This window comes from Streptomyces sp. NPDC037271, from assembly GCF_055603605.1.
In genome coordinates, this window is the sequence record NZ_JBVJVN010000029.1 from 78,782 (window position 1) to 104,202 (window position 25,421).

A 25,421-nucleotide genomic window follows, 5' to 3' on the forward strand; every position below is an offset into this window, starting at 1 on the left:
GTACGCACCCCCCCCCCTCCCCCCCCCCCCCCCCCCCCCCCCCGACAGCCCCCCCCCCCCCCCCCCCCCCCCCCCCCCCCCCCCCCCCCCCCCCACCCACTCCCGGCTACGGCGTCGCCGGTCGCCTACGCCAACCCGGCCCGCCGCAACGCGTCGGCCATCGCGCCGTTGGACGGAGCAGGCGCCGCCGACGACCGCCCCTTGCCGCCGCCACCGCCGGAGGTCTGCCGCTGCTGCCGCTGCCTCGGCGGCTTGCCCCCGCGCTCCCGCTTCTGCTCTCCCTGCGCACCCTGCGGAGCGGCCTCGTCGTCCAGCCGCAACGTCAGCGAGATCCGCTTCCGCGGAATGTCGACGTCCAGCACCTTCACCTTGACGATGTCCCCGGGCTTCACCACGTCCCGCGGATCCTTCACGAACGTCTTCGACATCGCGGACACGTGCACCAGCCCGTCCTGATGCACGCCGACGTCCACGAACGCCCCGAAGGCCGCGACATTCGTCACGACACCCTCCAGGACCATCCCGGAGGACAGGTCGGAGATCTTCTCCACGCCCTCCTTGAAGGTGGCCGTCCTGAACGCGGGTCGCGGATCGCGCCCAGGCTTCTCCAGCTCCCTCAGGATGTCCGTGACCGTCGGCAGACCGAACGTCTCGTCCACGAACTCCGACGGCCGCAGCGACCGCAGCACGGAGGTGTTGCCGATCAGGCCGGCCACCTCCTGCCCGGCGGTCTTCACCATCCGGCGCACCACCGGGTACGCCTCGGGGTGCACGCTCGAGGCGTCCAGCGGGTCGGTGCCGCCGCGGATCCGCAGGAAGCCCGCGCACTGCTCGTACGCCTTGGGCCCGAGCCGCGACACCTTCTTCAGCTCGGTCCGCGAGGTGAACGGCCCGTTCGAGTCCCGGTGGGCGACGATGTTCTCGGCGAGCCCGGAGGTGATGCCGGACACACGGGCGAGCAGCGGCGCGGACGCCGTGTTGACGTCCACGCCCACGCCGTTCACACAGTCCTCGACGACCGCGTCCAGCGAGCGCGACAGCTTCACCTCGGACAGGTCGTGCTGGTACTGACCGACACCGATCGACTTCGGGTCGATCTTCACGAGCTCGGCCAGCGGGTCCTGCAGCCGCCGGGCGATCGACACCGCGCCGCGCAGTGAGACGTCCATGTCCGGCAGTTCCTGGGAGGCGAAGGCGGAGGCCGAGTACACGGAGGCGCCCGCTTCGGACACCATCACCTTGGTGAGCTTCAACTCCGGGTGCCTGGTGATGAGTTCCCCGGCGAGTCTGTCGGTCTCGCGGGACGCCGTGCCGTTGCCGATGGCGACCAGTTCGACCGCGTGCTCCTCGGCCAGCCGCGCCAGCTTGGCGATCGCCTCGTCCCACCGGTTGGCCGGGACGTGCGGGTGGATCACGTCCGTGGCCACGACCTTGCCGGTCGCGTCGACCACGGCGACCTTCACGCCCGTACGGAAGCCCGGGTCCAGACCGAGCGTCGCCCGGGTGCCCGCGGGGGCGGCCAGCAGCAGGTCGCGCAGGTTGGCGGCGAAGACGTTCACCGCCTCGTCCTCGGCGGCCGTGCGCAGCCGCAGCCTCATGTCGATGCCGAGGTGCACCAGGATGCGGGTGCGCCAGGCCCAGCGGACCGTGTCCGTCAGCCACTTGTCGGCGGGCCGGCCGCGGTCGGCGATCCCGAAGCGGCTCGCGACGATCCCCTCGTACGACGACGGCCCGTCGGTGGCCTCCTCGGGCTCCAGGACGAGGTCGAGGATGTCCTCCTTCTCGCCGCGCAGCATGGCGAGGACGCGGTGCGAGGGCAGGTCGGTGAACGGCTCGGCGAAGTCGAAGTAGTCGGCGAACTTGGCGCCGGCCTCCTCCTTGCCCTCCTTCACCTTGGCGGCGAGCCGCCCGCGGGCCCACATCCGCTCGCGCAGCTCGCCGATCAGGTCGGCGTCCTCCGAGAACTTCTCCGTGAGGATCGACCTCGCCCCGTCCAGGGCGGCCTGCGGCTCCGCCACGCCCTTGCCGGCGTCGACGAACGCCGCGGCCGCGGCGAGCGGCTCCACGGACGCGTCGGCGAGCAGCCCCTCGGCCAGCGGCTCCAGACCCGCCTCACGCGCGATCTGCGCCTTCGTGCGCCGCTTGGGCTTGTACGGCAGGTAGATGTCCTCCAGGCGCGCCTTGGTCTGCGCGGTGCGGATGCGCGCCTCGAGCTCCTCGGTGAGCTTGCCCTGCTCGCGTACCGACTCGAGGATCGCCGTACGCCGCTCCTCCAGCTCCCGCAGGTAGCGCAGCCGCTCCTCGAGCGTGCGCAGCTGCGCGTCGTCGAGCATCTCGGTCGCTTCCTTGCGGTAGCGGGCGATGAAGGGCACCGTCGAGCCGCCGTCGAGCAGCTCCACGGCGGCCTTCACCTGCCGCTCCCGTACGCCGAGCTCCTCGGCGATCCTGCCTTCGATGGACCTCACGTCGATGGACGCGCTGGACCCGGGTGTCGTCACGATCCGGTACCGCCTTCTCACAGAGGTTGCGCGGCAATTGTGGCAGGTGGCGCCGACAATCGGGGATCAGGGCGCCACCCGGGCCGGTCGCGACCACCGGTACCGGAGCCGGGGATCAGACCCTGCGGCCGCGGGCGGATGACGACGCCCCGCCGAAGAGCCGGGCCAGCGCCCGGAAGGGAAGCGTCACGACGGTGGCGACGGCGCCACCGATCTGGCGCAGTACGTCTGCGATCGCACGGAACACGAAAAACCCCTTTCCTCTCCCGGCCCCTCCGGCCGGGAGAGATACGGGTACCTCCGGATCGGCCGGACATGCCCGCCGGCGGGCCGGAACCCGCTCAGCGCTTGCCGAGCAGGTCCGCCGGGAAGGCCCCCGCACCGAGCGCCGTACGCGCGAAGGCCGTTCCGAGTTCCGTCAGCCGGGCCACCCCGTCCGCCCCCAGGTGCGCGTAGGGGGCCGCGTCCAGCCGGTCCGTCTCCCGCTCGATCCCGTCGCGCAGCGCCACGCCCCGCTCGGTCAGTTCTCCGGCGTCGTCGATCAGCCCACGGTCCCGGAGCCGGTCCGTCGCCGCGTCCCACTCCTCCCGGCTCCAGCCACGGGTGGTGAGGACCCACTTCGGGGCCATGCCCTTGCCGGTCGCGGTGTGCGTCACCAGCGCCTCCAGACCGTCGAGGCCCGCGGCCGCGAGGGCGGCGACGTGGCCGTCGCCCCGGTGCTCGCGCAGCAGGGTCGCCGCGTGCCAGAGCGCCAGGTGCGGCTCGTCGGGCACGGGCAGGTCCGCGTGGGCCGAGTACAGCGGGCGGGCGCCGCGGGAGCAGCCCTCGGCGGCGCGCAGCGCCAGCCCGGCCGCCTCCGACAGCTCCGCCGACGTCAGGACCTCCTCGCCGAGCAGGCGGCGCAGCGTCGCGTCGACGGCACGCGCGCGTGCCGCCAGGGCCTGTTCCGGAGTGACGGTCTCCCACACCGCGGGCACGTGCCGGGCGACCAGGTCGTGCTGGTAGTTGTAGAACGTCGCCGTGACGGCGCCGGCGCCGACCGGCCCCAGCGCGGCGGCGCGCACGGCGAAGTTGACGGCCCGGGGGTCGGTGACCCCGAGGGCGCCCAGTTCCCGGCCCAGGTCGGGCGAGAAGTAGTGCGTCGAGTGCAGCGAGTTGAGCGCGTTGTGGCAGCGACGGCCGGCGCGGGCGTCGATGGCGGCAGTGGTCATGCCCCGCACGTTACCAACCGCTCAGTACGTCCTCCAGGGGTCTCCGGACCCCTTCCCGGCGGCCGCCCGGCGCGCACGGCACATGGCGGAAAAGGTGGGGAACGTGTCATTGCGGCCATCGGTGGAGGGGCGAAGAATCGGGGGCATGGCGCAGCGAACCGTCCTCGTCGTCCTCTTCGACGACGTCCAGAGCCTCGATGTCACCGGCCCCGTGGAGGTCTTCGCCGGCGCCGAGAAGCACACACCGGGGACGTACCGCATCCGTACGGCCTCGCTGGACGGGGCCCCCGTGCGTACGTCCAGCGGTCTGACCGTCGTACCGGACCAGGCCCTCGCCGACGCGTCCGGCCCGGACACCCTGCTCGTCCCCGGTGGCCAGGGCACCCGGCATCCCGACCCGCGCCTGATCGAGTGGCTGCGGGGGCACGGGCCGCGCGCCCGGCGCCTGGTCTCCGTCTGCACGGGGGCGGTCCTGCTCGCCAGGGCGGGGCTGCTGGACGGCCGCCGCGCCACCACCCACTGGGCCTACTGCGACCGGCTCGCCCGCGACCACCCGGCCGTCGACGTCGATCCCGACCCGATCTACATCCGCGACGGCCACGTGGCCACGTCCGCCGGTGTCACCTCCGGCATCGATCTCGCCCTCGCCCTGGTGGAGGAGGACCTGGACCGGGACGCCGCCCTGACCATCGCCCGCCACCTGGTGGTGTTCCTGCGCAGGCCCGGGAACCAGGCCCAGTTCAGCGTCCAGCTCGCCGCCCAGACGGCACGGCGCGAGCCCCTGCGTGAGCTCCAGCAGTGGGTCACCGAGCACCCGGGCGCCGATCTGAGCGTCGAGTCCCTCGCCGCCCGCGCCGGCTTCTCGCCGCGCCACTTCGCCCGGGCCTTCCACGCGGAGACCGGCACGACACCGGGCCGGTACGTCGACGGGGTGCGTCTGGAACACGCCCGCCGGCTGCTGGAGGACACCGGCGCCGGTGTCGAGGAGATCTCCCGCGCCAGCGGCTACGGCACGCCGGAGGCCATGCGCCGCGCTTTCGTCAAGGCCCTCGGAACCCCGCCGGCCGAGTACCGCCGCAGGTTCCGTCCCGCGCCCGCCCACTGAGGGCGCGACCCCGCTCGCCGAGCGACCCCGAGAGGAAACACGTGCAGATCGCCATCGTTCTCTTCGACCGCTTCACCGCCCTGGACGCCGTGGGCCCGTACGAGACCCTAGGCCGCCTCCCGGACGCGGAGACCGTCTTCGTCGCCGAGCGGACGGGGCCGGTGCGCACCGACACCGGGAACCTCGCGCTCACCGCCGACCGGGCCCTGGCGGACGTCCCGGCCCCGGACATCGTCGTCGTCCCGGGCGGCCCCGGCCAGACCCCGCAGATGGAGAACGCGACGCTGCTGGACTGGCTGCGCGCCGCCGACGCCGCCAGCACCTGGACCACCTCGGTGTGCACCGGCTCCCTGCTGCTCGCCGCCGCCGGGCTGCTGGAGGGCCGCCGCGCCACCTCGCACTGGCTGGCCCTGGACTTCCTCGAGCGGTTCGGCGTCGAACCGACCGGGGAGCGGGTGGTCACCGACGGCAAGTACGTCACCGCCGCCGGCGTCTCCTCGGGCATCGACATGGGCCTCACCCTGCTCGGCCGGATCGCCGGCGACGACCACGCCCGCGCGGTCCAGCTGCTGACCGAGTACGACCCGCAGCCGCCCTACGACGCGGGATCCCCGGCCAAGGCGCCCGCCCACCTCGTCGAGGAGTTCCGCGGCAAGAGCCGGTTCAGCCTGACGTAGGCGCGCTCCCCGGCACACTCCAGCCGAAACGGGGCTGCCTGCGCTCCAGGAAGGCGGCGACCCCCTCCGCGGTGTCGCCGCTGCCGCGCGCCTGCGCGGTCCAGTACGCGTCCCGGTCCGTGCGCCCGTTCGCGAACTCCTTCGCCGCGGCCTGCGTCAGCTGCGAGCGGGACGCCAGCACCCGGGTGAACTCCTCGACCCGCTTGCCGAGTCCGCCCTCCGGCAGCACCTCGTCGACCAGGCCCGCGCGCAGCGCCCGCTCGGCGTCGATCAACTCCCCGGAGAACAGCAGGTACTTCGCGGTGGCCGGCCCCGTCAGCGTCACCAGCCGCCGGGTCGAGGACGCCGGATACACGATCCCCAGCTTGGCCGGGGTCACCCCGAACAGCGCCGACTCCTCGGCGAACCGCAGGTCGCAGGCGGCCGCCAACTGGACCCCGCCGCCCACGCAGTGACCGCGGATCGCCGCCAGCGTCGGCTTGGGGAAGGCCGCGAGCGCCTCCTCCGCGCGGACGGCGAGTCCCTGCGCGGCCTCCGCCGACCCCCGCAGGGTGGAGATGTCGGCGCCGGCGCAGAACGTGGCTCCCTCACCGGTGAGCACCAGCGCGCGTACCGCGGGATCCGCCGCCAGGGTGTCGAGCAGCTCGGGCAGCGCCCGCCACATCGCGGCCGTCATGGCGTTGCGCTTGGCCGGGTGGTGGACGACGACGGTGGCGACCGAGTCGGCGACCCGGTGCAGCAGCTGCGGCTCCATGCGCCGGATGCTATCCGTCGCCCCGTTGGGCTCGCGCGCACGGTGCGAGGGACAGGAACGGTCCAACAACTGACGGTGTCATACGCCAACGGTCAGAACCGTTCGATACCTGCTGACTTGTGTTCAGTTTCCCGGAGCGGAGTGACGCGTTACCAACACTCAGGGGTGTGGTGACAATCGAGCCCGAGGGTGGCGACCGGACGATGGACGAGACCGGGCCCGCGCAGCCGCTTCCGTACGAAGGCGTCTGGCGGTTCACCGCCCCCGCCGAGGACGCGTCGGTCCCGCAGGCGCGGCACGCCGTGCGGGACCTGCTGGCGCGCCAGGGCGTACCGGTCTCCGACGAGGTGGCCGAGGGCCTGCTCCTGATCGTCTCGGAGCTGGTCACGAACGCCGTCCGGCACGCGGCGGTGCTGTCGCCGGTGCTCGCCGTGGAGGTCGCCGTCGGTCCCGAGTGGGTGCGGGTCTCCGTGGAGGACAGCCACCCCTACCGCCCGACCGCCCTGGAGACGGACCACGGCCGGACGGGCGGACGCGGGCTGCTCCTGGTCCGGGAGATCACCCGGGAGGCGGGCGGATCCTGTGACGTGGCCCACACGGCGAGCGGCGGCAAGGTGATCTGGGTCGCCCTGCCGCTCAAGCAGGCCCCGCGCCAGGTCTACTGACCCGTGAGGTCGGGGACGGCTCGACCGCGCCCGGCGGCAGGGCCGCTCACCAGCCGGCGGACGGGCCCGTCAGCTCGCGGACGGCGGGCCGGGCCGCGTCCAGCACCGTCATGAACCAGGCGGAGAACGTGTCCTTGCCATGCCGCTCGGTCAGCTCGGCCGGGGTCACGAAGGCCGTCTCGGCCACTTCCTCCGGGTCGGGCCGCGGTGCCGCCTGCACCAGGCCGACGAACAGGTGGTTGTACTCCTGTTCGACCAGCCCGGAGGCCGGGTCCGGGTGGTTGTAGCGCACCGTGCCCGCCTCGGCGAGCAGGGACGGGGAGACACCCAGCTCCTCGTACGTCCGCCGGGCCGCCGCCGCGAAGGGGGCCTCGCCCGGGTAGGGGTGACCGCAGCAGGTGTTGGACCACACGCCGGGGGAGTGGTACTTGCCCAGCGCCCGCTGCTGGAGCAGCAGCCGGCCCCGCTCGTCGAAGAGGAACACGGAGAAGGCGCGGTGCAGCTGCCCCGGAGGCTGGTGCGCGGAGAGCTTCTCCGCGGTGCCGAGCGTCACGCCGTTCTCGTCGACCAGTTCCAGCAAAATCGCGTCTGCGGTGCCGTTCGACGAACTGTGCGTCGCGGTGGCAGGAGTGATCGGCATACCCATCCTTCACATCGGTCCTCGCGCCCCAAGTGTGCCGTACGAATCCGGCGCTCTCGGCACTTCCCGACACTCCCGCATGTCCCACGCGAGGGCGCGGGCGGCGGTCGTCACCGGTCGGACGCCGAGGAGGGGCCCAAGTGATCATCGTGCCCGGCGCGGAGGACCGGGAACCGTCCGCGGCGTGGCCGGGGGAGTTCCGTGGGGAGACGGACGTGGACGAGCGGCGGGGACGGCTCGCGATCCGCGGGGCGCCCCGTGCATCCGTGCACCCGTGCACCCGTGCACCCGGACGTACGTGCACCCGTGCACCCGGACGTACGTGCCCTACCGCGGTTCTCCGGCGACATCGTGCCTCAGTGGCACAACCGCGCCTCGTGCTCCGCGTGGCCGCCGGGCTCCAGCTGGAAGGTGCAGTGCTCCACGTCGAAGTGGTCGCCGAGGCAGCCCTGCAGCTCGTGGAGCATCTTCTCGTGGCCGATCGCGCTCAGCACCTCGCCGCTCACCACCACGTGCGCCGACAGCACGGGCATACCCGAGGTGATCGTCCAGGCGTGCAGGTCGTGGACGTCCTCGACCCCGTCCAGCGCCAGTATGTGGGCGCGCACCTCGGCGATGTCCACGCCCTTGGGCGCGGCCTCCAGCAGGACGTCCAGGGTCTCGCGCAGCAACCGCCAGGTTCGCGGCACGATCATCAGGCCGATGACCAGTGAGGCGAGGGGGTCGGCCGGCTGCCAGCCGGTGGCCAGGATCACCAGCGCCGAGACGATCACCGCCAGGGAGCCCAGGGCGTCCGCCGCCACCTCGAGGAAGGCGCCCCGCACGTTCAGGCTCTCCTTCTGGCCCCTCATCAACAGCGTCAGCGACACCATGTTCGCCACCAGGCCGATCGCGCCGAAGACGACGGTCAGCCCGCCCGCGGTGCCCGCGGGTGTGACGAACCGCTCGATCGCCTCGTACAGGACGTAACCGCCGACCCCGAGCAGCAGCAGGCAGTTGGCCAGGGCGGCGAGGATCTCGGCGCGGGCGAAGCCGAAGGTGCGCCGGTCGCTCGGCGGCCGGTTCGCGAAGTGGATGGCGAGCAGTGCCATGCCGAGCCCCAGCGCGTCCGTCGCCATGTGTGCGGCGTCGGCGATCAGCGCCAGCGAGTCGGCGAGCACACCGCCGACGATCTCGACGACCATGACGGTGAGCGTGATCCCCAGCGCGACCCGCAGCCTGCCCCGGTACGCGGCCGTCGCCGTGGTGCCGGCGTGCGCTCCGTGCGCGTGCCCGTGATCGTGCCCAGCCCCCATGGGAAGCAGCCTCTCTGTGCGTCGGCGTCCGCGTTCGGACCACAGTGAACTACGGGTAGGGGGTATCCGGCAACGCGGCACTGAACACCGTTGTCATGTGCCCTGACCTGCGGAAACGTTGTGCAGGTCAGAGTGCCGCGCGGGTGCGGGCACGCGGCCCCGCAAGGGCGGGGCGAACGGCCGGGAACGGACGGCCCTGACCGTCCGCGAGCGCCCGCCGACACTGCGCGATGTCCGCGATGCCCGGTCTGGGAGCGCGGTTTGTGGGCCGGGCCCCGGATCCACGATGATGATCGCGGCAAAGACGGGTGCACGCGCCGCCGACCGACCGTGAAACGGGCGGTGAACACGGCGTTCCGGGCATCCGATAGCCTCTGCCGACATGCCGCCCGGGTGCCGCAGGCACGGGCGCCCCACCATGCACAGGCCCGGCGTTCAGGCGTCGGCACCCAGGGAGTGAGTTCGGTTGTCGACCGCCATCCTCACCGGTCAGCCGGTCCCCGGTTCGTCGATCGAGAGCGAACTGCGGTCCCTCGGCTTCGACGTGCGTCTCGCCTCCGGAGCCGACGACACCGAGACGCTGCTGGCCCGGGTCCCGGGCGGTGAGCGGGTCGCCGTGGTCGACGCCCGCTTCGTCGGCCACCTGCACGCCCTGCGCCTCGGCCTCACCGACCCCCGCTTCCCGCTCGCCGCGATCCCGGGCGCCGTGACCGCCCGGCCGGACGCCCGCCAGGCCCTGGCCCGCGCGATGGCTCGCGAGAACTCCGTGGTCGGCGGCACGGCGGACGGGGCCGCCCCGGCGCGAGCGAAGCCGGCCGTGGGAGACGTCGACAGCCTCGCCGACCGGATCACCACCGCCCTCGACGTCGACGGCGTGAGCGTCCACCGCCCCGAGCTCGGCAGCCTCGTCGCCACCGTCCCCGCCGACCCGCAGGCCCGCAACGAGGCACGGCAGGCCGTCGCCGCCGTCGACGACGAGGCCGTACGCCTGAAGTCGGCGGTCAAGGCCCGCGACGGCTTCGTCACCACCTTCTTCATCAGCCCCTACTCCCGCTACATCGCCCGCTGGTGCGCGCGGCGCGGGCTGACCCCGAACCAGGTCACCACCGCCTCGCTGATCACCGCGCTCATAGCGGCGGGCTGCGCGGCCACCGGCACCCGCGGCGGGTTCGTCGCCGCCGGCGTCCTGCTCATCGCCTCCTTCGTCCTCGACTGCACCGACGGGCAGCTCGCCCGCTACTCCCTGCAGTACTCCACGCTCGGCGCCTGGCTGGACGCCACCTTCGACCGCGCCAAGGAGTACGCCTACTACGCGGGCCTCGCCCTCGGAGCCGCCCGCGGAGGCGACGACGTATGGGCCCTGGCCCTCGGTGCGATGGTCCTGCAGACCTGCCGGCACGTCGTCGACTTCTCCTTCAACGAGGCGAACGTCGACAGCACGGCCGCCGCCACCAACACCAGTCCCACCGCCGCCCTCTCCGACAGGCTCGACAGCGTCGGCTGGACGGTCTGGGCCCGCCGCATGATCGTCCTGCCCATCGGTGAACGCTGGGCCATGATCGCCGTCCTGACCGCCGTCACCACACCCCGGATCACCTTCTACGCGCTGCTGATCGGCTGCGCGTTCTCCGCGACCTACACCACCGCGGGCCGGGTCCTGCGCTCGCTGACCCGCAAGGCCACGCGGACCGACCGGGCCGCCGGGGCGCTGGCCGACCTGGCGGACTCCGGCCCGCTCGCCGAGGCCGTCGCCAGGGGTCTCGCGAAGCCCGCCCGCCGGCTGCCCGGCTTCACCGCCCCCGCCGTCGCCCTCCTAGGCGGCCTCGCCGTCGCCCTGACGGCCGCGCTCACCGACTTCGGCGGCCCCTGGCCGGCCGTCGCCGCGATCGTCTACGCGCTGACGTCCGCCCTCGCCGTCGCCCGCCCCCTCAAGGGCGCCCTCGACTGGCTGGTCCCGCCGGTCCTGCGCGCCGCCGAGTACGGCACCGTCCTGGTACTGGCGGCGAAAGCAGACGTGAACGGAGCGCTTCCGGCGGCTTTCGGGCTGGTGGCCGCGGTCGCCTACCATCACTACGACACGGTCTACCGCATCCGCGGCGGCGCTGGCGCGCCGCCGCAGTGGCTGGTGCGGACGATCGGGGGGCACGAGGGCCGCACGCTGGTGATCACCGTGCTGGCCGTGCTGCTCACCGCCACACAGTTCAAGGTCGCGCTCACGGTCCTCGCCGTGGCCGTGGCTCTCGTGGTGCTCGTGGAGAGCATCCGCTTCTGGGTCGCCGCCCACCAGGGCGGCGCACCCGCCGTACACGACGAAGGAGAACCCGCATGATCGGCCTCGTGCTGGCGGCCGGCGCCGGACGCCGTCTGCGCCCCTACACCGACACCCTGCCCAAGGCACTGGTTCCGGTCGGCCCCGAGGGTGCGGAGGACAGCATCACGGTGCTGGACCTGACGCTGGCCAACTTCGCCGAGGTCGGTCTGACCGAGGTCGGGATCATCGTCGGCTACCGCAAGGAAGCCGTGTACGACCGCAAGGAGGAGCTGGAGCGCAAGTACGGCGTCAAGCTCACCCTCATCGACAACGACAAGGCCGAGGAGTGGAACAACGCCTACTCCCTGTGGTGCGGCCGTGACGCCCTCAAGGACGGCGTGATCCTCGCCAACGGCGACACCGTGCACCCGGTCTCCGTCGAGAAGACCCTGCTCGCCGCCCGCGGCGACGGCAAGAAGATCATCCTCGCCCTCGACACGGTGAAGAACCTCGCCGACGAGGAGATGAAGGTCGTCGTCGACCCCGACAAGGGCGTCCAGCGCATCACCAAGCTGATGGACCCGGCCGAGGCGACCGGCGAGTACATCGGCGTCACCCTCATCGAGGGCGAGGCCGCCGTCGAGCTGGCCGACGCCCTGAAGACCACCTTCGAGCGCGACCCGCAGCTGTACTACGAGGACGGCTACCAGGAGCTGGTCGACCGCGGCTTCAAGATCGACACGGCGCCGATCGGCGACGTCAGGTGGGTCGAGATCGACAACCACGACGACCTCGCCAAGGGCAGGGAGATCGCGTGCCAGTACTGACGCGGCTCATCCCGTCGCCGGTCGTCGTGGACATCCGCGCGGGTGCCCTCGACGACCTGGGATGTGTGCTCGCCGACGAGCGCATCTCCCACTCGGGCAAGCTCGCCGTCGCCGTCAGCGGCGGCTCGGGCGCCCGGCTGCGCGAGCGCGTCGCCCCGTCCCTGCCCGGCGCCGACTGGTTCGAGGTCGGCGGCGGCACCCTGGACGACGCGATCAAGCTGGCCGGCGCCATGAAGGGCGGCCACTACGACGCGGTCGTCGGCCTCGGCGGCGGCAAGATCATCGACTGTGCCAAGTTCGCCGCGGCGCGCATCGGCCTCCCGCTGGTCGCCGTGCCCACCAACCTCGCGCACGACGGGCTGTGCTCACCGGTCGCCACCCTGGACAACGACGCGGGCCGCGGCTCCTACGGCGTGCCGAACCCCATCGCGGTCGTCATCGACCTGGACGTCATCCGCGAGGCCCCGGCGCGGTACGTGCGCGCCGGCATCGGCGACGCCGTCTCCAACGTCTCCGCGATCGCGGACTGGGAGCTGGCCAACCGGGTCAAGGGCGAGCGGATCGACGGCCTGGCCGCCGCGATGGCCCGCCAGGCCGGCGAGGCCGTCCTCCGGCACCCGGGCGGCGTCGGTGACAACGACTTCCTCCAGGTGCTCGCCGAGGGACTGGTCCTGACCGGCATCGCCATGTCGGTCTCCGGCGACTCCCGGCCCGCCTCCGGCGCCTGCCACGAGATCAACCACGCCCTCGACCTGCTCTTCCCCGCCCGCGCCGCCGCCCACGGCGAGCAGTGCGGTCTGGGCGCGGCCTTCGCGATGCACCTGCGCGGGGCCCACGAGGAATCCGCCCACATGGCCGAGGTACTGCGCCGGCACGGGCTGCCCGTCCTGCCGGAGGAGATCGGCTTCACCCCGGACGAGTTCGTCCGGGCCGTGGAGTTCGCGCCGCAGACCCGGCCCGGCCGCTACACGATCCTCGAACACCTCGACCTCGAAACCGACCAGATCAAGGACATGTACGCCGACTATGTCAAGGCCATCGGTAGCTGAACTACGTCCGGTCGTCCATCCCGCGGGGGTCAAGGACCGGCGCAGCGGTGAGCACTGGGCGGGACGCCTCTACATGCGCGAGGTCTCGCTGCGGATCGACCGCTACCTGGTGAACACCAGGATCACGCCCAACCAGCTCACGTACCTGATGACCGTCTGCGGCGTGCTCGCCGCCCCGGCCCTGCTGGTGCCGGGGATCACGGGCGCCGTGCTCGGCGTGGTGGCGGTCCAGCTGTACCTGCTGCTGGACTGCGTGGACGGCGAGGTCGCCCGCTGGAAGAAGCAGTACTCGCTCGGCGGCGTCTACCTGGACCGGGTCGGCGCCTACCTGACCGACGCGGCGGTCCTGGTCGGCCTCGGCCTCCGCGCGGCCGACGTGTTCGGTACCGGGCGGATCGACTGGCTGTGGGCCTTCCTCGGCACCCTGGCCGCCCTCGGCGCGATCCTGATCAAGGCCGAGACCGACCTGGTGGGCGTGGCCCGGCACCAGGCCGGGATGGCGCCGGTCAAGGAGTCCGCGTCCGAGATCCGCTCCTCCGGCATGGCGCTGGCCCGCCGGGCCGCCGGGGCGCTCAAGTTCCACCGGCTGATCCTCGGCATCGAGGCGTCCCTGCTGATCCTCGTCCTCGCGATCGTCGACGCGAGCCGGGGCGACCTGTTCTTCACCCGGCTCGGCACCGCCGTACTCGCCGGCATCGCGCTGCTGCAGACCCTGCTGCACCTGGTGTCCGTCCTCGCCTCCAGCAGGCTCAAGTGAGCGGGGCCATGAAGGTCGGCGCCGTCGTCATCACGATGGGCAACCGGCCCGAGGAACTGCGCGCGCTGCTGGACTCGGTCGCCAAGCAGGACGGCGACCCGGTCGAGGTGGTCGTGGTCGGCAACGGCTCGCCCGTCCCGGAGGTGCCGGCCGGCGTCCGCACCGTCGAGCTGCCCGAGAACCTGGGCATCCCCGGCGGCCGCAACGTCGGCATCGAGGCCTTCGGTCCCGGCGGCCAGGACGTCGACATCCTGCTCTTCCTCGACGACGACGGCCTCCTCGCCCGCACCGACACCGCCGAGCTCTGCCGGCAGGCGTTCGAGGCCGACGACGAGCTGGGCATCATCAGCTTCCGCATCGCCGACCCGGACACCGGCGAGACCCAGCGCCGGCACGTCCCGCGCCTGCGCGCCTCCGACCCGATGCGCTCCTCGCGGGTCACCACCTTCCTCGGCGGCGCCAACGCCGTCCGCACCCGCGTCCTCACCCAGGTCGGCGGCCTGCCGGACGCGTTCTTCTACGCCCATGAGGAGACCGACCTGGCCTGGCGGGCCCTGGACGCGGGCTGGATGATCGACTACCGGTCCGACATGGTGCTGAACCACCCCACGACCGCGCCCTCGCGGCACGCGGTCTACCACCGCATGGTCGCGCGCAACCGGGTCTGGCTGGCCCGCCGCAACCTCCCCGCGCTCCTCGTCCCGGTCTATCTCGGGGTGTGGATGCTGCTCACGCTGCTGCGCCGCCCCTCGCGTCCGGCCCTGAAGGCCTGGTTCGGCGGCTTCCGCGAGGGCTGGGCCACCCCCTGTGGTCCTCGCCGCCCGATGAGGTGGCGTACGGTATGGCGGCTGACCCGGCTAGGTCGGCCTCCCGTGATCTGACAAGCTCGTGTCCGAGAGCGTCCCGGACCGTCCCGTTCCGGGTCAACAGGTCCATGCCAGGCCAGCGCGGCCGAGCATTCCGAAGACGAAAGTTTCCACCAGTGAGTGAGACAACGCACGACGGCACGGTCGCCATGACCAAGCCCGTGTCGCCCGACGAGGGCCTCACACCGGCCCGGCTCGCCGCCAAGTACGGGCTGTCCGTGAGCGGTGCCCGGCCTTCCCTCATGGAGTACGTCCGTCAGCTCTGGGGGCGGCGGCACTTCATCCTCGCCTTCTCCCAGGCCAAGCTGACCGCCCAGTACAGCCAGGCCAAGCTGGGGCAGCTGTGGCAGGTGGCGACACCGCTGCTGAACGCGCTCGTCTACTTCCTGATCTTCGGCCTGATCCTCAACGCGGGCCGCGGCATGCCGAAGGACGTCTACATCCCGTTCCTGGTGACGGGCGTGTTCGTCTTCACGTTCACCCAGTCCTCGGCGATGGCGGGTGTGCGGGCCATCGCCGGCAACCTCGGCCTGGTGCGGGCGCTGCACTTCCCGCGCGCCTCGCTGCCGATCTCGTTCGCGCTGCAGCAGCTCCAGCAGCTGCTGGCCTCGATGATCGTCCTGTTCGCGGTGGTCGTGGGCTTCGGAAGCTACCCCTCCCCGTCCTGGCTGCTGGTCGTCCCGGCGCTGGCCCTCCAGTTCCTCTTCAACATGGGACTGGCGCTGATCGTGGCCCGGATGGGGGCGAAGACACCGGACCTGGCCCAGCTGATGCCGTTCATCATGCGGACCTGGATGTACGCGTCGGGCGTGATGTTCTCCATCCCGATCATGCTGGAGGACAAGCCGGCCTGGCTCGCCGACGTGCTCCAGTGGAACCCGGCCGCCGTCTACATGGACCTGATCCGCTTCGCGCTGATCGACGGCTACGGCTCCGAGAACCTGCCGCCGCACGTGTGGGCGGTCGCGCTCGGCTGGTCCGTCCTCCTCGCCGTGGGCGGATTCGTGTACTTCTGGAAGGCGGAGGAGAGGTACGGCCGTGGCTGAGCAGCAGCAGGGCGAGCGGGTTCCGACGGTCATCGCGGACGAACTGCACATCGTCTACCGCGTCAACGGCGCCAAGACCGGCAAGGGCAGCGCCACCGCCGCCCTGAGCCGGATCCTCAGGAGGGGCGAGGAGCGGGGCGTGCGCAAGGTGCACGCCGTGCGCGGCGTCTCCTTCACCGCCTACCGGGGCGAGGCCATCGGCCTGATCGGCTCCAACGGGTCCGGCAAGTCGACCCTGCTGCGGGCCATCGCCGGCCTGCTGCCCGCCGAGCGGGGCAAGGTCTACACCGACGGCCAGCCCTCGCTGCTCGGCGTGAACGCCGCCCTGATGAACGACCTGACCGGCGAGCGGAACGTCATCCTCGGCGGACTGGCCATGGGCATGTCCCGCGAACAGATCAAGGAGCGGTACCAGGACATCGTCGACTTCTCCGGGATCAACGAGAAGGGCGACTTCATCACCCTGCCGATGCGCACCTACTCCTCCGGCATGGCCGCCCGCCTGCGGTTCTCCATCGCCGCCGCCAAGGACCACGACGTCCTGATGATCGACGAGGCGCTGGCCACCGGTGACCGCAAGTTCCAGACGCGCTCCGAGCAGCGCATCCGGGAGCTGCGCAAGGAAGCCGGCACCGTCTTCCTGGTCAGCCACAACAACAAGTCCATCCGCGACACCTGCAACCGCGTGCTGTGGCTGGAACGCGGCGAGCTGCGGATGGACGGCCCGACCGACGAGGTGCTCAAGGAGTACGAGAAGTTCACGGGCAAGTAGCCCGACACGCCGGGGCCGCCGGAACCGTTCCCAGCGGCCCCGGCGTCCGCGAAGGAAGTGTCAACTCCGGGGACTCCCAGGAATCTTGTGGCCGATCGGTGTGTTGTTGTGATGCGCGGAGGACCCCGGCGAACCCCCCTGAGCTGTACAACGTAAGCTGGACCGGTCCCGAAACGCGGCACATGGGGCGATAATGCCCGACACCCTCAGGCGGGCCCGCCGCGAGGGCGGTCGGGCGGCGTGTCCGAAATAGTGCGTATTGGGTCAGCAGTGTAGAACGGGAGATGTGACGGCAATGGCTAGGGAAACTCCCCACCTCCGCGAAGCGTGCGCCGTCCCCGCCCAGGGCAGCCCGCGATGACGGCGACCGACACGGCGCACGCCGCCGACCCTGAGCGCGGCACCCTCGCCAAGGCCGCGGACGAGAACTTCCCCGTGGCGCCCTTCTTCCTGCCCCGCGACTGGCGCGCCGACCTGATGGCCGTTTACGGCTTCGCCCGCCTCGTCGACGACATCGGCGACGGCGATCTGGCCCCCGACGGCGCCGACGCCCGCCTCCTCGGCGTACCCGACGACCGGGCCGACGACCGGCTGCTGATGCTGGACGCCTTCGAGGAGGACCTGCGCAGGGTCTTCGACGGCACTCCCCGCCACCCGCTGCTGCGCCGTCTCCAGCCGACCGTGCGGCGCCGCTCGCTGACCCCCGGGCCGTTCCTGGGGCTGATCGCCGCCAACCGCCAGGACCAGCTGGTCGCGCGGTACGAGACCTACGAAGACCTCCTCGCCTACTGCGAACTGTCCGCCAACCCGGTCGGTCACCTCGTCCTCGCCGTCACCGGCACCTCGACGCCCGAGCGGATCCGCCGCTCCGACGCGATCTGCACCGCCCTGCAGATCGTCGAGCACCTCCAGGACGTCGCCGAGGACCTGAGCCGGGACCGTATCTACCTGCCCGCCGAGGACATGAAACGTTTCCACGTCCAGGAGTCGGACCTCGCCGCGCCCACCGGGAGCGCGTCGGTGCGCGCCCTGGTGGCGTTCGAAGCCCAGCGCGCCCGCGACCTGCTGAATGAGGGCGCCCCCTTGGTGGGTAGCGTCCAAGGCAGGCTGCGTCTGCTGCTCGCGGGCTTCGTGGCGGGCGGAAGGGCGGCCGTCCGGGCGATCGCCGCCGCCGGTCACGACGTACTTCCCGGCCCGCCCAAGCCCGGCAAGGTGCAGTTGCTGCGCGAGGTGGGCGTGACCCTGCGAGGAGAGGGGTGATCCAGGCCGTGGAGTCGTCAGGGCACGCGTCGGCGCCGGTACTCGCCGCGTACAGCTACTGCGAGGCCGTCACCGGACAGCAGGCCCGCAACTTCGCCTACGGCATCCGGCTCCTGCCGGCGCCCAAGCGCCGGGCGATGTCGGCGCTGTACGCGTTCTCGCGCCGCGTCGACGACATCGGCGACGGGGCGCTGGCGGCCGACGTCAAGGTCGCCCGTCTGGAGGAGACCCGGGCCGTGCTCGCCCGGATCCACGACGGCGCGGTCGACGAGGACGACACCGACCCGGTCGCCGTCGCCCTCGCCCACGCCGCCCGGCAGTTCCCGATCCCGCTCGGCGGCCTCGACGAACTGATCGACGGCGTCCAGATGGACCTGCGCGGCGAGACCTACGAGACCTGGGACGACCTGAAGGTCTACTGCCGCTGCGTGGCAGGCGCCATCGGACGCCTTTCGCTGGGCGTGTTCGGTACGGAACCGAGGGCGCGCGGCGCCGAGCGCGCGCCCGAGTACGCCGACACGCTCGGGCTCGCGCTCCAGCTCACCAACATCCTGCGGGACGTCCGCGAGGACGCCGAGGACGGCCGGACCTACCTGCCCGCCGACGACCTCGCCAAGTTCGGCTGCTCGGCCGGGTTCAGCGGACCGAGGCCGCCCGAGGGCTCCGACTTCACGGGCCTCGTGCACTTCGAGGTGCGACGGGCCCGCGCCCTCTTCGCCGAGGGCTACCGGTTGCTGCCCATGCTCGACCGGCGCAGCGGCGCCTGCGTGGCCGCCATGGCCGGCATCTACCGCCGCCTGCTGGACCGCATCGAGCGCGACCCCCAGGCCGTGCTGCGCGGCCGGGTCTCGCTCCCCGGACGCGAGAAGGCGTACGTCGCCGTGCGCGGCCTGTCCGGGCTGGACGCCCGGCACGTCACCCGGCGGGCCGTCAGGAGGCGCGCCTGATGGACACATCCGGCACACTCGACAAGCCGGGCCGAGGCGATGCCTGCGGCGAAGAACGGCGGGCAACCCTCCGGTGGCGCCCGACGTCCCTGACTGAGACGGTCGTCCGTACGCCGTTCAAGCACCGCGGCGACCGGACACGGAAGGGCGCACCATGACCCACGGCAACGGCACGCGTGACGGCGGGCAGCTCGCGGACGTCTCCGCCCTCCGCCCCGGCGGACACGCCGTCGTGGTCGGCGGCGGACTCGCCGGTGTCACCGCCGCCCTCGCGCTCGCCGACGCCGGGGTGCGCGTCACCCTGCTCGAAGGACGGCCGCGCCTGGGCGGGCTCGCCTTCTCCTTCCAGCGCGGCGACCTCACCGTCGACAACGGCCAGCACGTGTACCTGCGCTGCTGCACCGCCTACCGCTGGTTCCTCGACCGTGTCGGGGGGAGCGCGCTCGCTCCGGTGCAGGACCGCCTCGACGTGCCCGTGCTCGACCTGGCCCGGCCCGAGGGGCGGCGGCTCGGCAGACTGCGGCGCGACGCCCTGCCCGTCCCCCTCCACCTGGGGCGCAGCCTGGCGTCGTACCCGCATCTCTCGCTCGCCGAGCGTGCCCGGGTGGGGCGTGCCGCGCTCGCGCTCAAGGGGCTCGACCTCGCCGACCCGGCCCTGGACACCCAGGACTTCGGCAGCTGGCTGGCCGCGCACGGCCAGTCGGCGCGCGCCGTCGAGGCCCTGTGGGACCTGGTCGGGGTCGCCACCCTCAACGCGGTCGCAGGCGACGCCTCCCTGGGGCTCGCCGCGATGGTGTTCAAGACCGGGCTGCTGTCCGACCCGGGCGCGGCCGACATCGGATGGGCCCGCGTCCCGCTGGGCGAACTGCACGACCGGCTGGCCCGCAAGGCACTCGACTCCGCGGGCGTCCGGACCGAGGTCCGTACCCGCGTCACCTCCGTCCGTGCGAACGACCACGGCGGCTGGAGCGTCCAGGTTCCCGGCGAGACGCTGGAGGCGGACGCGGTCGTCCTCGCCGTACCGCAGCGCGAGGCGCACGGCCTGCTGCCCGCGGACGCGCTCGACGCCCCCGGAAACCTCCTGGAGATCGGCACCGCGCCGATCCTCAACGTGCACGTGATCTACGACCGCAAGGTGCTCGCCACACCCTTCCTGACGGCTCTCGGCACCCCGGTGCAGTGGGTGTTCGACCGTACCGAGGCCTCCGGACTGGAGGAGGGCCAGTACCTGGCGCTGTCGCAGTCGACCGCGCAGAACGAGATCGACGAGCCCGTGGCCGCGTTGCGCGAGCGGTACCTGCCCGAACTGGAGCGGCTGCTGCCCCGCACCCGGGGTGCCCAGGTGAAGGACTTCTTCGTGACCAGGGAGCGCACCGCGACGTTCGCTCCCGCCCCCGGCGTCGGACGGCTCCGGCCCGGCGCCCGCACCAAGGCACCCGGCCTCTATCTGGCCGGAGCGTGGACCGCCACCGGGTGGCCCGCGACCATGGAGAGTGCGGTTCGCAGCGGTGTCTCGGCGGCGGGCGCCGCCCTCGGCACCCTGGGCCGGTCCCGCGGCCTCCTCCCGGATTTCCTGGAGGAGGCGGCATGAAGGCCGATCCGCGCGGGACCGACGCCCGCACTCCCGGCACCGCAACTGGAGGAATGACTGTGCCCACTGTGCCCCCGGCCCCGAAGGCCGCTCCGAGGACCACGGTGGACGTGACCGCGCTTCTGGAGCGCGGCCGGACCCTGGCCACGCCGGTCCTGCGGGCGGCCGTGGACCGCCTGGCACCTCCCATGGACACCGTCGCCGCCTACCACTTCGGCTGGATCGACGCCCGGGGCAACCCCGCGGACGGCGACGGTGGCAAGGCCGTCCGTCCCGCGCTCGCGGTACTCTCCGCCGAGGTCACCGGTGCCGCTCCGGAGGTCGGCGTGCCCGGCGCGGTGGCCGTGGAACTGGTGCACAACTTCTCCCTCCTGCACGACGACCTGATGGACGGCGACGAGCAGCGCCGCCACCGGGACACCGTCTGGAAGGTGCACGGCCCCGCCCAGGCCATCCTGGTCGGCGACGCCCTGTTCGCCCTGGCCAACGAGGTGCTGCTGGAACTCGGCACGGTCGAGGCCGGCCGCGCCACCCGCCGGCTGACCCGCGCCAGCCGAGCCCTGATCGACGGTCAGGCCCAGGACATCTCCTACGAGCACCGCGACCGGGTCAGCGTCGAGGAGTGCCTGGAGATGGAGGGCAACAAGACCGGCGCCCTGCTCGCCTCCGCCAGTTCCATCGGCGCGGTGCTCGGCGGCGCCGACGAGCACACCGCCGACACCCTGGAGAAGTACGGCTACCACCTCGGCCTGGCCTTCCAGGCCGTCGACGACCTCCTCGGCATCTGGGGCGACCCGGACTCCACCGGCAAGCAGACCTGGAGCGACCTGCGCCAGCGCAAGAAGTCCCTGCCGGTGGTGGCCGCCCTCGCTTCTGGCGGTCCCGCCTCCGAGCGGCTCGGCGAGATCCTCGCCGCCGACGCCAAGGCCAGCGACTTCGCGAACTTCTCCGAGGAGGAGTTCGCGGCCCGCGCCGCGCTCATCGAGGAGGCGGGCGGCCGGGAATGGACCGCCGACGAGGCGCGCCGTCAGCACACCATCGCCATCGAAGCCCTCGACGCCGTCGACATGCCCGACCGGGTGCGGGACCGTTTCACGGCGCTCGCGGACTTCGTCGTCGTACGAAAGAGATGATCACTATCGGTCGAATAGCCCTCGCGTAGTCGCCGGCCGGTGTGGCGGGAAGACGAGCACCGGCCGACGGCGGACCCACAGCAGAAGCACCGCTTGCACACTGCACGAAGGGGAAGCCATGACAGCGACGACCGACGGAAGCACCGGGGCCACCCTGAAGCCCCTCGCAGCCGCGGCCAGCGAAACCGACATCACGATCCCCGCCGAGGCGGCCGGGGTACCGGAAGCCGCCGCACGCGCCACCCGGCGCGCCACGGACTTCCTGCTCTCCCGGCAGGACGCCGAGGGCTGGTGGAAGGGCGACCTCGAGACGAACGTCACGATGGACGCCGAGGACCTGCTCCTCCGCCAGTTCCTGGGCATCGGCGACGACGAGACCACGCGGGCGGCCGCCCTGTTCATCCGCGGCGAGCAGCGCGAGGACGGCACCTGGGCCACCTTCTACGGCGGCCCCGGTGACCTCTCCGCCACCATCGAGGCCTACGTCGCCCTGCGTCTGGCCGGCGACGCGCCCGACGCCCCGCACATGGCCAGGGCGTCGGAATGGATCCGGGGCCGGGGCGGCATCGCCGCCGCCCGCGTCTTCACCCGGATCTGGCTCGCCCTGTTCGGCTGGTGGAAGTGGGACGACCTGCCCGAACTCCCGCCGGAGCTCATCTACTTCCCCACCTGGGTACCGCTCAACATCTACGACTTCGGCTGCTGGGCCCGGCAGACCATCGTGCCGCTGACCATCGTCTCGGCGAAGCGGCCGGTGCGTCCCGCGCCCTTCCCGCTCGACGAACTGCACACCGACCCGGCCCTCCCCAGTCCGCCGAGGCCCCTGGCACCGGCGGCCAGCTGGGACGGCGTCTTCCAGCGCCTCGACAAGGTACTGCACGCCTACCGCAAGGTCGCCCCGCGCCGGCTGCGCCGAGCCGCGATGAACACCGCCGCCCGCTGGATCATCGAGCGGCAGGAGAACGACGGCTGCTGGGGCGGCATCCAGCCGCCCGCCGTGTACTCGGTCATCGCGCTGTACCTGCTCGGCTACGACCTCGAACACCCCGTGATGCGCGCGGGACTGGAGTCACTGGACCGGTTCGCCGTGTGGCGCGAGGACGGCGCCCGGATGATCGAGGCCTGCCAGTCCCCGGTGTGGGACACCTGCCTGGCCACCATCGCGCTGGCCGACGCCGGGGTGCCCGCCGACCATCCGCAACTGGTGAAGGCCGCGGACTGGATGCTCGGCGAGCAGATCGTCCGCCCCGGCGACTGGTCGGTGAAGCGGCCCGGACTCCCGCCCGGCGGCTGGGCGTTCGAGTTCCACAACGACAACTACCCCGACATCGACGACACCGCCGAGGTCGTCCTCGCCCTGCGCCGGGTCAGCCACCACGACCCGGAACGGGTCGAGAAGGCGATCGGCCGCGGCGTGCGCTGGAACCTCGGCATGCAGTCCAGGAACGGAGCCTGGGGTGCGTTCGACGTCGACAACACCAGCGCCTTCCCCAACCGGCTGCCGTTCTGCGACTTCGGCGAGGTCATCGATCCGCCGTCGGCGGACGTCACCGCGCACGTCGTCGAGATGCTCGCCGTCGAGGGCCTCACCCACGACCCGCGCACCCGGCGCGGCATCCAGTGGCTGCTCGCCGAACAGGAGGCGGACGGCTCGTGGTTCGGCCGCTGGGGCGTCAACTACGTCTACGGCACCGGTTCCGTGGTCCCCGCCCTGACCGCGGCCGGAATCCCCGCCTCGCACCCCGCGATCCGCCGCGCGGTGGCCTGGCTGGAGTCCGTCCAGAACGACGACGGCGGCTGGGGCGAGGACCTGCGCTCCTACCGCCACGTCCGGGAGTGGAGCGGCCGGGGCGCCTCGACCGCCTCACAGACGGCCTGGGCCCTGATGGCCCTGCTGGCGGCGGGGGAACGGGAGTCCAAGGCCGTCGAACGCGGCATCGCGTGGCTCGCCGCCACCCAGCGGGAGGACGGCTCCTGGGACGAGCCGTACTTCACCGGCACCGGCTTCCCCTGGGACTTCTCCATCAACTACCACCTCTACCGGCAGGTCTTCCCGCTCACCGCCCTCGGCCGGTACGTCCACGGGGAGCCCTTCGCCGAGAAGCCCCGCGCGGCACTGGTCGCCGCTCCCGCCGAACAGCCCGTCACCGAGACGATCGCCGCCGAGGTGAGGGGCAGCTGATGAACCGACCGCCCGGCCCGTCCCCACTGCTGATCGCCTGCGCGCTCGGCATCGAACACCTTGCCCTGCGCACCGGGGAACGCGGCGGCCCGGGCGGGCCGGTCACCGTCCTGCGCACCGGCATGGGCCCCAAGGCGGCCGAGCGCTCGGTCGCCCGGGTCCTGGCCGGTCCCGGGCTCGGCGGCGCCGCCGTGCTGGCCACGGGCTTCTGCGCCGGACTCGCCCCCGGCATGCACCCCGGCGACCTGGTCGTCGCCGAGGAGACCCGGGATCCGCGCGGCACCGTCGCCGGCGTCGGAACGGACCGGCTCGTCAAGGAACTGGCGCGTGCCGTGCCGGGGCGCACCGTCCACACCGGGCCGCTGACCGGCTCGGACCACGTCGTCCGCGGTCCCGAACGTGCCGAGCTGCTCGCGACCGGCGCGATCGCCGCCGACATGGAGTCCGCGGCCACGCTCCTGAGCGCCGTCCGGACGGGTGCGCGCCCGGTTGCGGCCGTCCGGGTGGTCGTGGACGCTCCAGAGCACGAACTCGTCCGGATCGGAACAGTGCGCGGTGGAATATCGGCTTTCCGTGTTCTTCGCTCCGTTCTTCCCGCATTCTTCGAATGGCACCGTTCTTTGCCGCTCCCTCGGAGGTGAGCCCAGATGGCCATGCCGCTACGCCAGTCCGTCAAGGTCGCTACGTACCTGGCCGAACAGAAGATCCGCCGACGGGACAAGTTTCCGCTGATCGTGGAGCTGGAGCCGCTCTTCGCCTGCAACCTGAAGTGCGAGGGGTGCGGCAAGATCCAGCACCCGGCCGGGGTGCTCAAGCAGCGCATGCCGGTCGCGCAGGCGGTGGGGGCGGTGCTCGAATCGGGTGCGCCGATGGTCTCCATCGCCGGCGGCGAGCCGCTGATGCACCCTCAGATCGACGAGATCGTGCGGCAGCTGGTGGCCAAGCGGAAGTACGTCTTCCTCTGCACCAACGCCCTGCTCATGCGCAAGAAGATGGACAGGTTCAAGCCCTCGCCCTACTTCGCCTTCGCGGTGCACATCGACGGGCTGCGGGAGCGGCACGACGAGTCCGTGGCGAAGGAGGGCGTGTTCGACGAGGCCGTGGAGGCCATCAAGGAGGCCAAGCGGCGCGGCTTCCGGGTGACCACCAACTCGACCTTCTTCAACACCGACACCCCGCAGACCATCGTCGAGGTCCTCAACTTCCTCAACGACGACCTGAAGGTCGACGAGATGATGATCTCGCCGGCCTACGCCTACGAGAAGGCACCCGACCAGGAGCACTTCCTGGGCGTGGAGCAGACCCGCGAGCTGTTCAGGAAGGCCTTCGCGGGCGGCAACCGGGCCCGCTGGCGGCTCAACCACTCGCCGCTGTTCCTCGACTTCCTCGAGGGCAAGGTCGACTTCCCGTGCACCGCGTGGGCGATCCCGAACTACTCCCTCTTCGGCTGGCAGCGCCCCTGCTACCTGATGAGCGACGGCTACGTCCCGACGTACCGGGAGCTGATCGAGGACACCGACTGGGACAAGTACGGCCGCGGCAAGGACCCGCGTTGCGCCAACTGCATGGCGCACTGCGGCTACGAGCCCACCGCCGTCCTGGCCACCATGGGCTCGCTCAAGGAGTCCCTGCGTGCCATGCGGGAGACGGTCTCGGGGAACCGGGACTGACGGCATGACCGCCATCTCCCTGGGCGTTCCCGAGGTGCCGGTCCGGCCGATCGCCGAGCGGCGCGTGTCGCGGCGGATCCAGGTCGGGCCGGTCGCGGTCGGGGGCGGGGCCCCGGTGTCGGTGCAGTCGATGACCACGACCCGTACGTCGGACATCGGTGCGACGCTCCAGCAGATCGCCGAGCTGACGGCTTCGGGCTGCCAGATCGTGCGGGTGGCCTGTCC

25 protein-coding genes are annotated in these 25,421 nt (G+C 72.3%); 19 read left to right on the forward strand and 6 right to left on the reverse strand.

Translation table 11 applies throughout. The features are described 5' to 3' along the window. Positions 1-125 precede the first annotated feature (125 nt). From ACZ7G3_RS32105 to ACZ7G3_RS32115, 3 genes are all read right to left on the reverse strand, one after another. Positions 126-2,498: a Tex family protein gene (locus ACZ7G3_RS32105; RefSeq protein ID WP_470929888.1), complete on the reverse strand. Its 2,373-nt coding sequence runs from the start codon at positions 2,496-2,498 to the stop codon at positions 126-128. A gap of 115 nt (positions 2,499-2,613) precedes the next feature. Beyond that, complete coding sequence (locus tag ACZ7G3_RS32110; protein ID WP_426517310.1) at positions 2,614-2,745, reverse strand: LPFR motif small protein; 132 nt, start codon at positions 2,743-2,745, stop codon at positions 2,614-2,616. 94 nt (positions 2,746-2,839) lie between these two features. Next, positions 2,840-3,709, reverse strand: coding sequence for an SCO6745 family protein (locus tag ACZ7G3_RS32115; protein WP_470929890.1), 870 nt, complete (start codon positions 3,707-3,709; stop codon positions 2,840-2,842). 145 nt (positions 3,710-3,854) lie between these two features. Between ACZ7G3_RS32115 and ACZ7G3_RS32120 the strand changes: the two genes are divergently transcribed. Together ACZ7G3_RS32120 and ACZ7G3_RS32125 are read left to right on the forward strand one after the other, a co-directional pair. Beyond that, a complete protein-coding gene (locus ACZ7G3_RS32120) occupies positions 3,855-4,814 on the forward strand; it encodes a GlxA family transcriptional regulator (protein WP_470929892.1) in 960 nt (319 codons plus the stop codon). Between the two features lie 41 nt (positions 4,815-4,855). After that, a complete protein-coding gene (locus ACZ7G3_RS32125; protein WP_426603387.1) occupies positions 4,856-5,491 on the forward strand; it encodes a DJ-1/PfpI family protein in 636 nt (211 codons plus the stop codon). Here ACZ7G3_RS32125 and ACZ7G3_RS32130 read toward each other — a convergent pair. Next, positions 5,478-6,245, reverse strand: a complete 768-nt coding sequence (locus tag ACZ7G3_RS32130; protein WP_470929894.1) for an enoyl-CoA hydratase/isomerase family protein — start codon at positions 6,243-6,245, stop codon at positions 5,478-5,480. The genes ACZ7G3_RS32125 and ACZ7G3_RS32130 overlap by 14 nt on opposite strands. 203 nt (positions 6,246-6,448) lie before the next feature. Between ACZ7G3_RS32130 and ACZ7G3_RS32135 the strand changes: the two genes are divergently transcribed. Next, a complete protein-coding gene (locus ACZ7G3_RS32135) occupies positions 6,449-6,910 on the forward strand; it encodes an ATP-binding protein (protein ID WP_426603400.1) in 462 nt (153 codons plus the stop codon). A 46-nt stretch (positions 6,911-6,956) separates the two neighbouring features. On the opposite strand, the gene idi is transcribed toward ACZ7G3_RS32135, so the two are convergent. Together idi and ACZ7G3_RS32145 are read right to left on the reverse strand one after the other, a co-directional pair. Continuing rightward, positions 6,957-7,550: an isopentenyl-diphosphate Delta-isomerase gene (idi, locus tag ACZ7G3_RS32140; protein WP_426603383.1), complete on the reverse strand. Its 594-nt coding sequence runs from the start codon at positions 7,548-7,550 to the stop codon at positions 6,957-6,959. A 356-nt stretch (positions 7,551-7,906) separates the two neighbouring features. Continuing rightward, a complete protein-coding gene (locus tag ACZ7G3_RS32145) occupies positions 7,907-8,845 on the reverse strand; it encodes a cation diffusion facilitator family transporter (RefSeq protein WP_426517304.1) in 939 nt (312 codons plus the stop codon). A 466-nt stretch (positions 8,846-9,311) separates the two neighbouring features. On the opposite strand from ACZ7G3_RS32145, the gene ACZ7G3_RS32150 reads away from it, so the two are divergent. From ACZ7G3_RS32150 to ACZ7G3_RS32225, 16 genes are all read left to right on the forward strand, one after another. Next, positions 9,312-11,174 (forward strand): DUF5941 domain-containing protein, encoded by a 1,863-nt coding sequence (locus ACZ7G3_RS32150; RefSeq protein WP_470929897.1) that lies wholly within the window; start codon positions 9,312-9,314, stop codon positions 11,172-11,174. After that, entirely contained in the window at positions 11,171-11,923 is a 753-nt protein-coding gene (locus ACZ7G3_RS32155) for a phosphocholine cytidylyltransferase family protein (RefSeq protein WP_426603379.1), read from the forward strand. The genes ACZ7G3_RS32150 and ACZ7G3_RS32155 overlap by 4 nt, the downstream gene beginning before the upstream one ends. After that, a complete protein-coding gene (locus ACZ7G3_RS32160; protein WP_426517298.1) occupies positions 11,911-12,972 on the forward strand; it encodes an iron-containing alcohol dehydrogenase family protein in 1,062 nt (353 codons plus the stop codon). Before ACZ7G3_RS32155 ends, ACZ7G3_RS32160 begins: the two co-directional genes overlap by 13 nt. Next, entirely contained in the window at positions 12,950-13,729 is a 780-nt protein-coding gene (locus ACZ7G3_RS32165) for a CDP-alcohol phosphatidyltransferase family protein (RefSeq protein ID WP_426603375.1), read from the forward strand. Before ACZ7G3_RS32160 ends, ACZ7G3_RS32165 begins: the two co-directional genes overlap by 23 nt. An 8-nt stretch (positions 13,730-13,737) precedes the next feature. After that, positions 13,738-14,610: a glycosyltransferase family 2 protein gene (locus ACZ7G3_RS32170; protein ID WP_426517294.1), complete on the forward strand. Its 873-nt coding sequence runs from the start codon at positions 13,738-13,740 to the stop codon at positions 14,608-14,610. Between the two features lie 101 nt (positions 14,611-14,711). Further along, positions 14,712-15,641 (forward strand): ABC transporter permease, encoded by a 930-nt coding sequence (locus tag ACZ7G3_RS32175; RefSeq protein WP_470929900.1) that lies wholly within the window; start codon positions 14,712-14,714, stop codon positions 15,639-15,641. Then, positions 15,634-16,413 carry an ABC transporter ATP-binding protein gene (locus ACZ7G3_RS32180; protein WP_426603373.1) on the forward strand — a complete coding sequence of 260 codons (780 nt, stop codon included), beginning with the start codon at positions 15,634-15,636 and terminating at the stop codon, positions 16,411-16,413. Before ACZ7G3_RS32175 ends, ACZ7G3_RS32180 begins: the two co-directional genes overlap by 8 nt. A 357-nt stretch (positions 16,414-16,770) precedes the next feature. Further along, positions 16,771-17,673, forward strand: coding sequence for a squalene synthase HpnC (gene hpnC, locus ACZ7G3_RS32185; protein ID WP_426603371.1), 903 nt, complete (start codon positions 16,771-16,773; stop codon positions 17,671-17,673). Next, positions 17,670-18,620: a presqualene diphosphate synthase HpnD gene (gene hpnD / locus ACZ7G3_RS32190; RefSeq protein ID WP_470929903.1), complete on the forward strand. Its 951-nt coding sequence runs from the start codon at positions 17,670-17,672 to the stop codon at positions 18,618-18,620. Before hpnC ends, hpnD begins: the two co-directional genes overlap by 4 nt. Further along, positions 18,620-18,778 carry a DUF6380 family protein gene (locus tag ACZ7G3_RS32195; RefSeq protein WP_470929905.1) on the forward strand — a complete coding sequence of 53 codons (159 nt, stop codon included), beginning with the start codon at positions 18,620-18,622 and terminating at the stop codon, positions 18,776-18,778. Before hpnD ends, ACZ7G3_RS32195 begins: the two co-directional genes overlap by 1 nt. Continuing rightward, a complete protein-coding gene (gene hpnE / locus ACZ7G3_RS32200) occupies positions 18,775-20,211 on the forward strand; it encodes a hydroxysqualene dehydroxylase HpnE (RefSeq protein WP_470929906.1) in 1,437 nt (478 codons plus the stop codon). The genes ACZ7G3_RS32195 and hpnE overlap by 4 nt, the downstream gene beginning before the upstream one ends. Positions 20,212-20,279: 68 nt before the next feature. Further along, positions 20,280-21,344 (forward strand): polyprenyl synthetase family protein, encoded by a 1,065-nt coding sequence (locus tag ACZ7G3_RS32205; protein WP_470929919.1) that lies wholly within the window; start codon positions 20,280-20,282, stop codon positions 21,342-21,344. Between the two features lie 118 nt (positions 21,345-21,462). Continuing rightward, positions 21,463-23,526 (forward strand): squalene--hopene cyclase, encoded by a 2,064-nt coding sequence (shc, locus tag ACZ7G3_RS32210; RefSeq protein ID WP_470929908.1) that lies wholly within the window; start codon positions 21,463-21,465, stop codon positions 23,524-23,526. After that, a complete protein-coding gene (locus ACZ7G3_RS32215; protein WP_470929910.1) occupies positions 23,526-24,167 on the forward strand; it encodes a phosphorylase family protein in 642 nt (213 codons plus the stop codon). Before shc ends, ACZ7G3_RS32215 begins: the two co-directional genes overlap by 1 nt. A gap of 6 nt (positions 24,168-24,173) precedes the next feature. Then, on the forward strand, positions 24,174-25,196 hold the full coding sequence (gene hpnH / locus ACZ7G3_RS32220) for an adenosyl-hopene transferase HpnH (RefSeq protein ID WP_470929912.1): 1,023 nt from the start codon (positions 24,174-24,176) through the stop codon (positions 25,194-25,196). Positions 25,197-25,200: 4 nt separating this feature from the next. Further along, a partial coding sequence (locus ACZ7G3_RS32225; RefSeq protein ID WP_470929914.1) for a flavodoxin-dependent (E)-4-hydroxy-3-methylbut-2-enyl-diphosphate synthase occupies positions 25,201-25,421 on the forward strand: 221 nt, incomplete at its 3' end.

Excerpts from the sequence above, each read along its gene's own strand:
- ACZ7G3_RS32115 (WP_470929890.1), bottom strand. The coding sequence starts at position 3,709 with ATGACCACTGCCGCCATCGACGCCCGCGCCGGCCGTCGCTGCCACAAC.
- ACZ7G3_RS32120 (WP_470929892.1), top strand. The coding sequence starts at position 3,855 with ATGGCGCAGCGAACCGTCCTCGTCGTCCTCTTCGACGACGTCCAGAGC.
- ACZ7G3_RS32130 (WP_470929894.1), bottom strand. The coding sequence starts at position 6,245 with ATGGAGCCGCAGCTGCTGCACCGGGTCGCCGACTCGGTCGCCACCGTC.
- ACZ7G3_RS32135 (WP_426603400.1), top strand. The coding sequence starts at position 6,449 with ATGGACGAGACCGGGCCCGCGCAGCCGCTTCCGTACGAAGGCGTCTGG.
- idi (WP_426603383.1), bottom strand. The coding sequence starts at position 7,550 with ATGCCGATCACTCCTGCCACCGCGACGCACAGTTCGTCGAACGGCACC.
- ACZ7G3_RS32145 (WP_426517304.1), bottom strand. The coding sequence starts at position 8,845 with ATGGGGGCTGGGCACGATCACGGGCACGCGCACGGAGCGCACGCCGGC.
- ACZ7G3_RS32155 (WP_426603379.1), top strand. The coding sequence starts at position 11,171 with ATGATCGGCCTCGTGCTGGCGGCCGGCGCCGGACGCCGTCTGCGCCCC.
- ACZ7G3_RS32165 (WP_426603375.1), top strand. The coding sequence starts at position 12,950 with ATGTCAAGGCCATCGGTAGCTGAACTACGTCCGGTCGTCCATCCCGCG.
- ACZ7G3_RS32170 (WP_426517294.1), top strand. The coding sequence starts at position 13,738 with ATGAAGGTCGGCGCCGTCGTCATCACGATGGGCAACCGGCCCGAGGAA.
- hpnC (WP_426603371.1), top strand. The coding sequence starts at position 16,771 with ATGACGGCGACCGACACGGCGCACGCCGCCGACCCTGAGCGCGGCACC.
- ACZ7G3_RS32195 (WP_470929905.1), top strand. The coding sequence starts at position 18,620 with ATGGACACATCCGGCACACTCGACAAGCCGGGCCGAGGCGATGCCTGC.
- hpnE (WP_470929906.1), top strand. The coding sequence starts at position 18,775 with ATGACCCACGGCAACGGCACGCGTGACGGCGGGCAGCTCGCGGACGTC.
- shc (WP_470929908.1), top strand. The coding sequence starts at position 21,463 with ATGACAGCGACGACCGACGGAAGCACCGGGGCCACCCTGAAGCCCCTC.
- ACZ7G3_RS32215 (WP_470929910.1), top strand. The coding sequence starts at position 23,526 with ATGAACCGACCGCCCGGCCCGTCCCCACTGCTGATCGCCTGCGCGCTC.
- hpnH (WP_470929912.1), top strand. The coding sequence starts at position 24,174 with ATGGCCATGCCGCTACGCCAGTCCGTCAAGGTCGCTACGTACCTGGCC.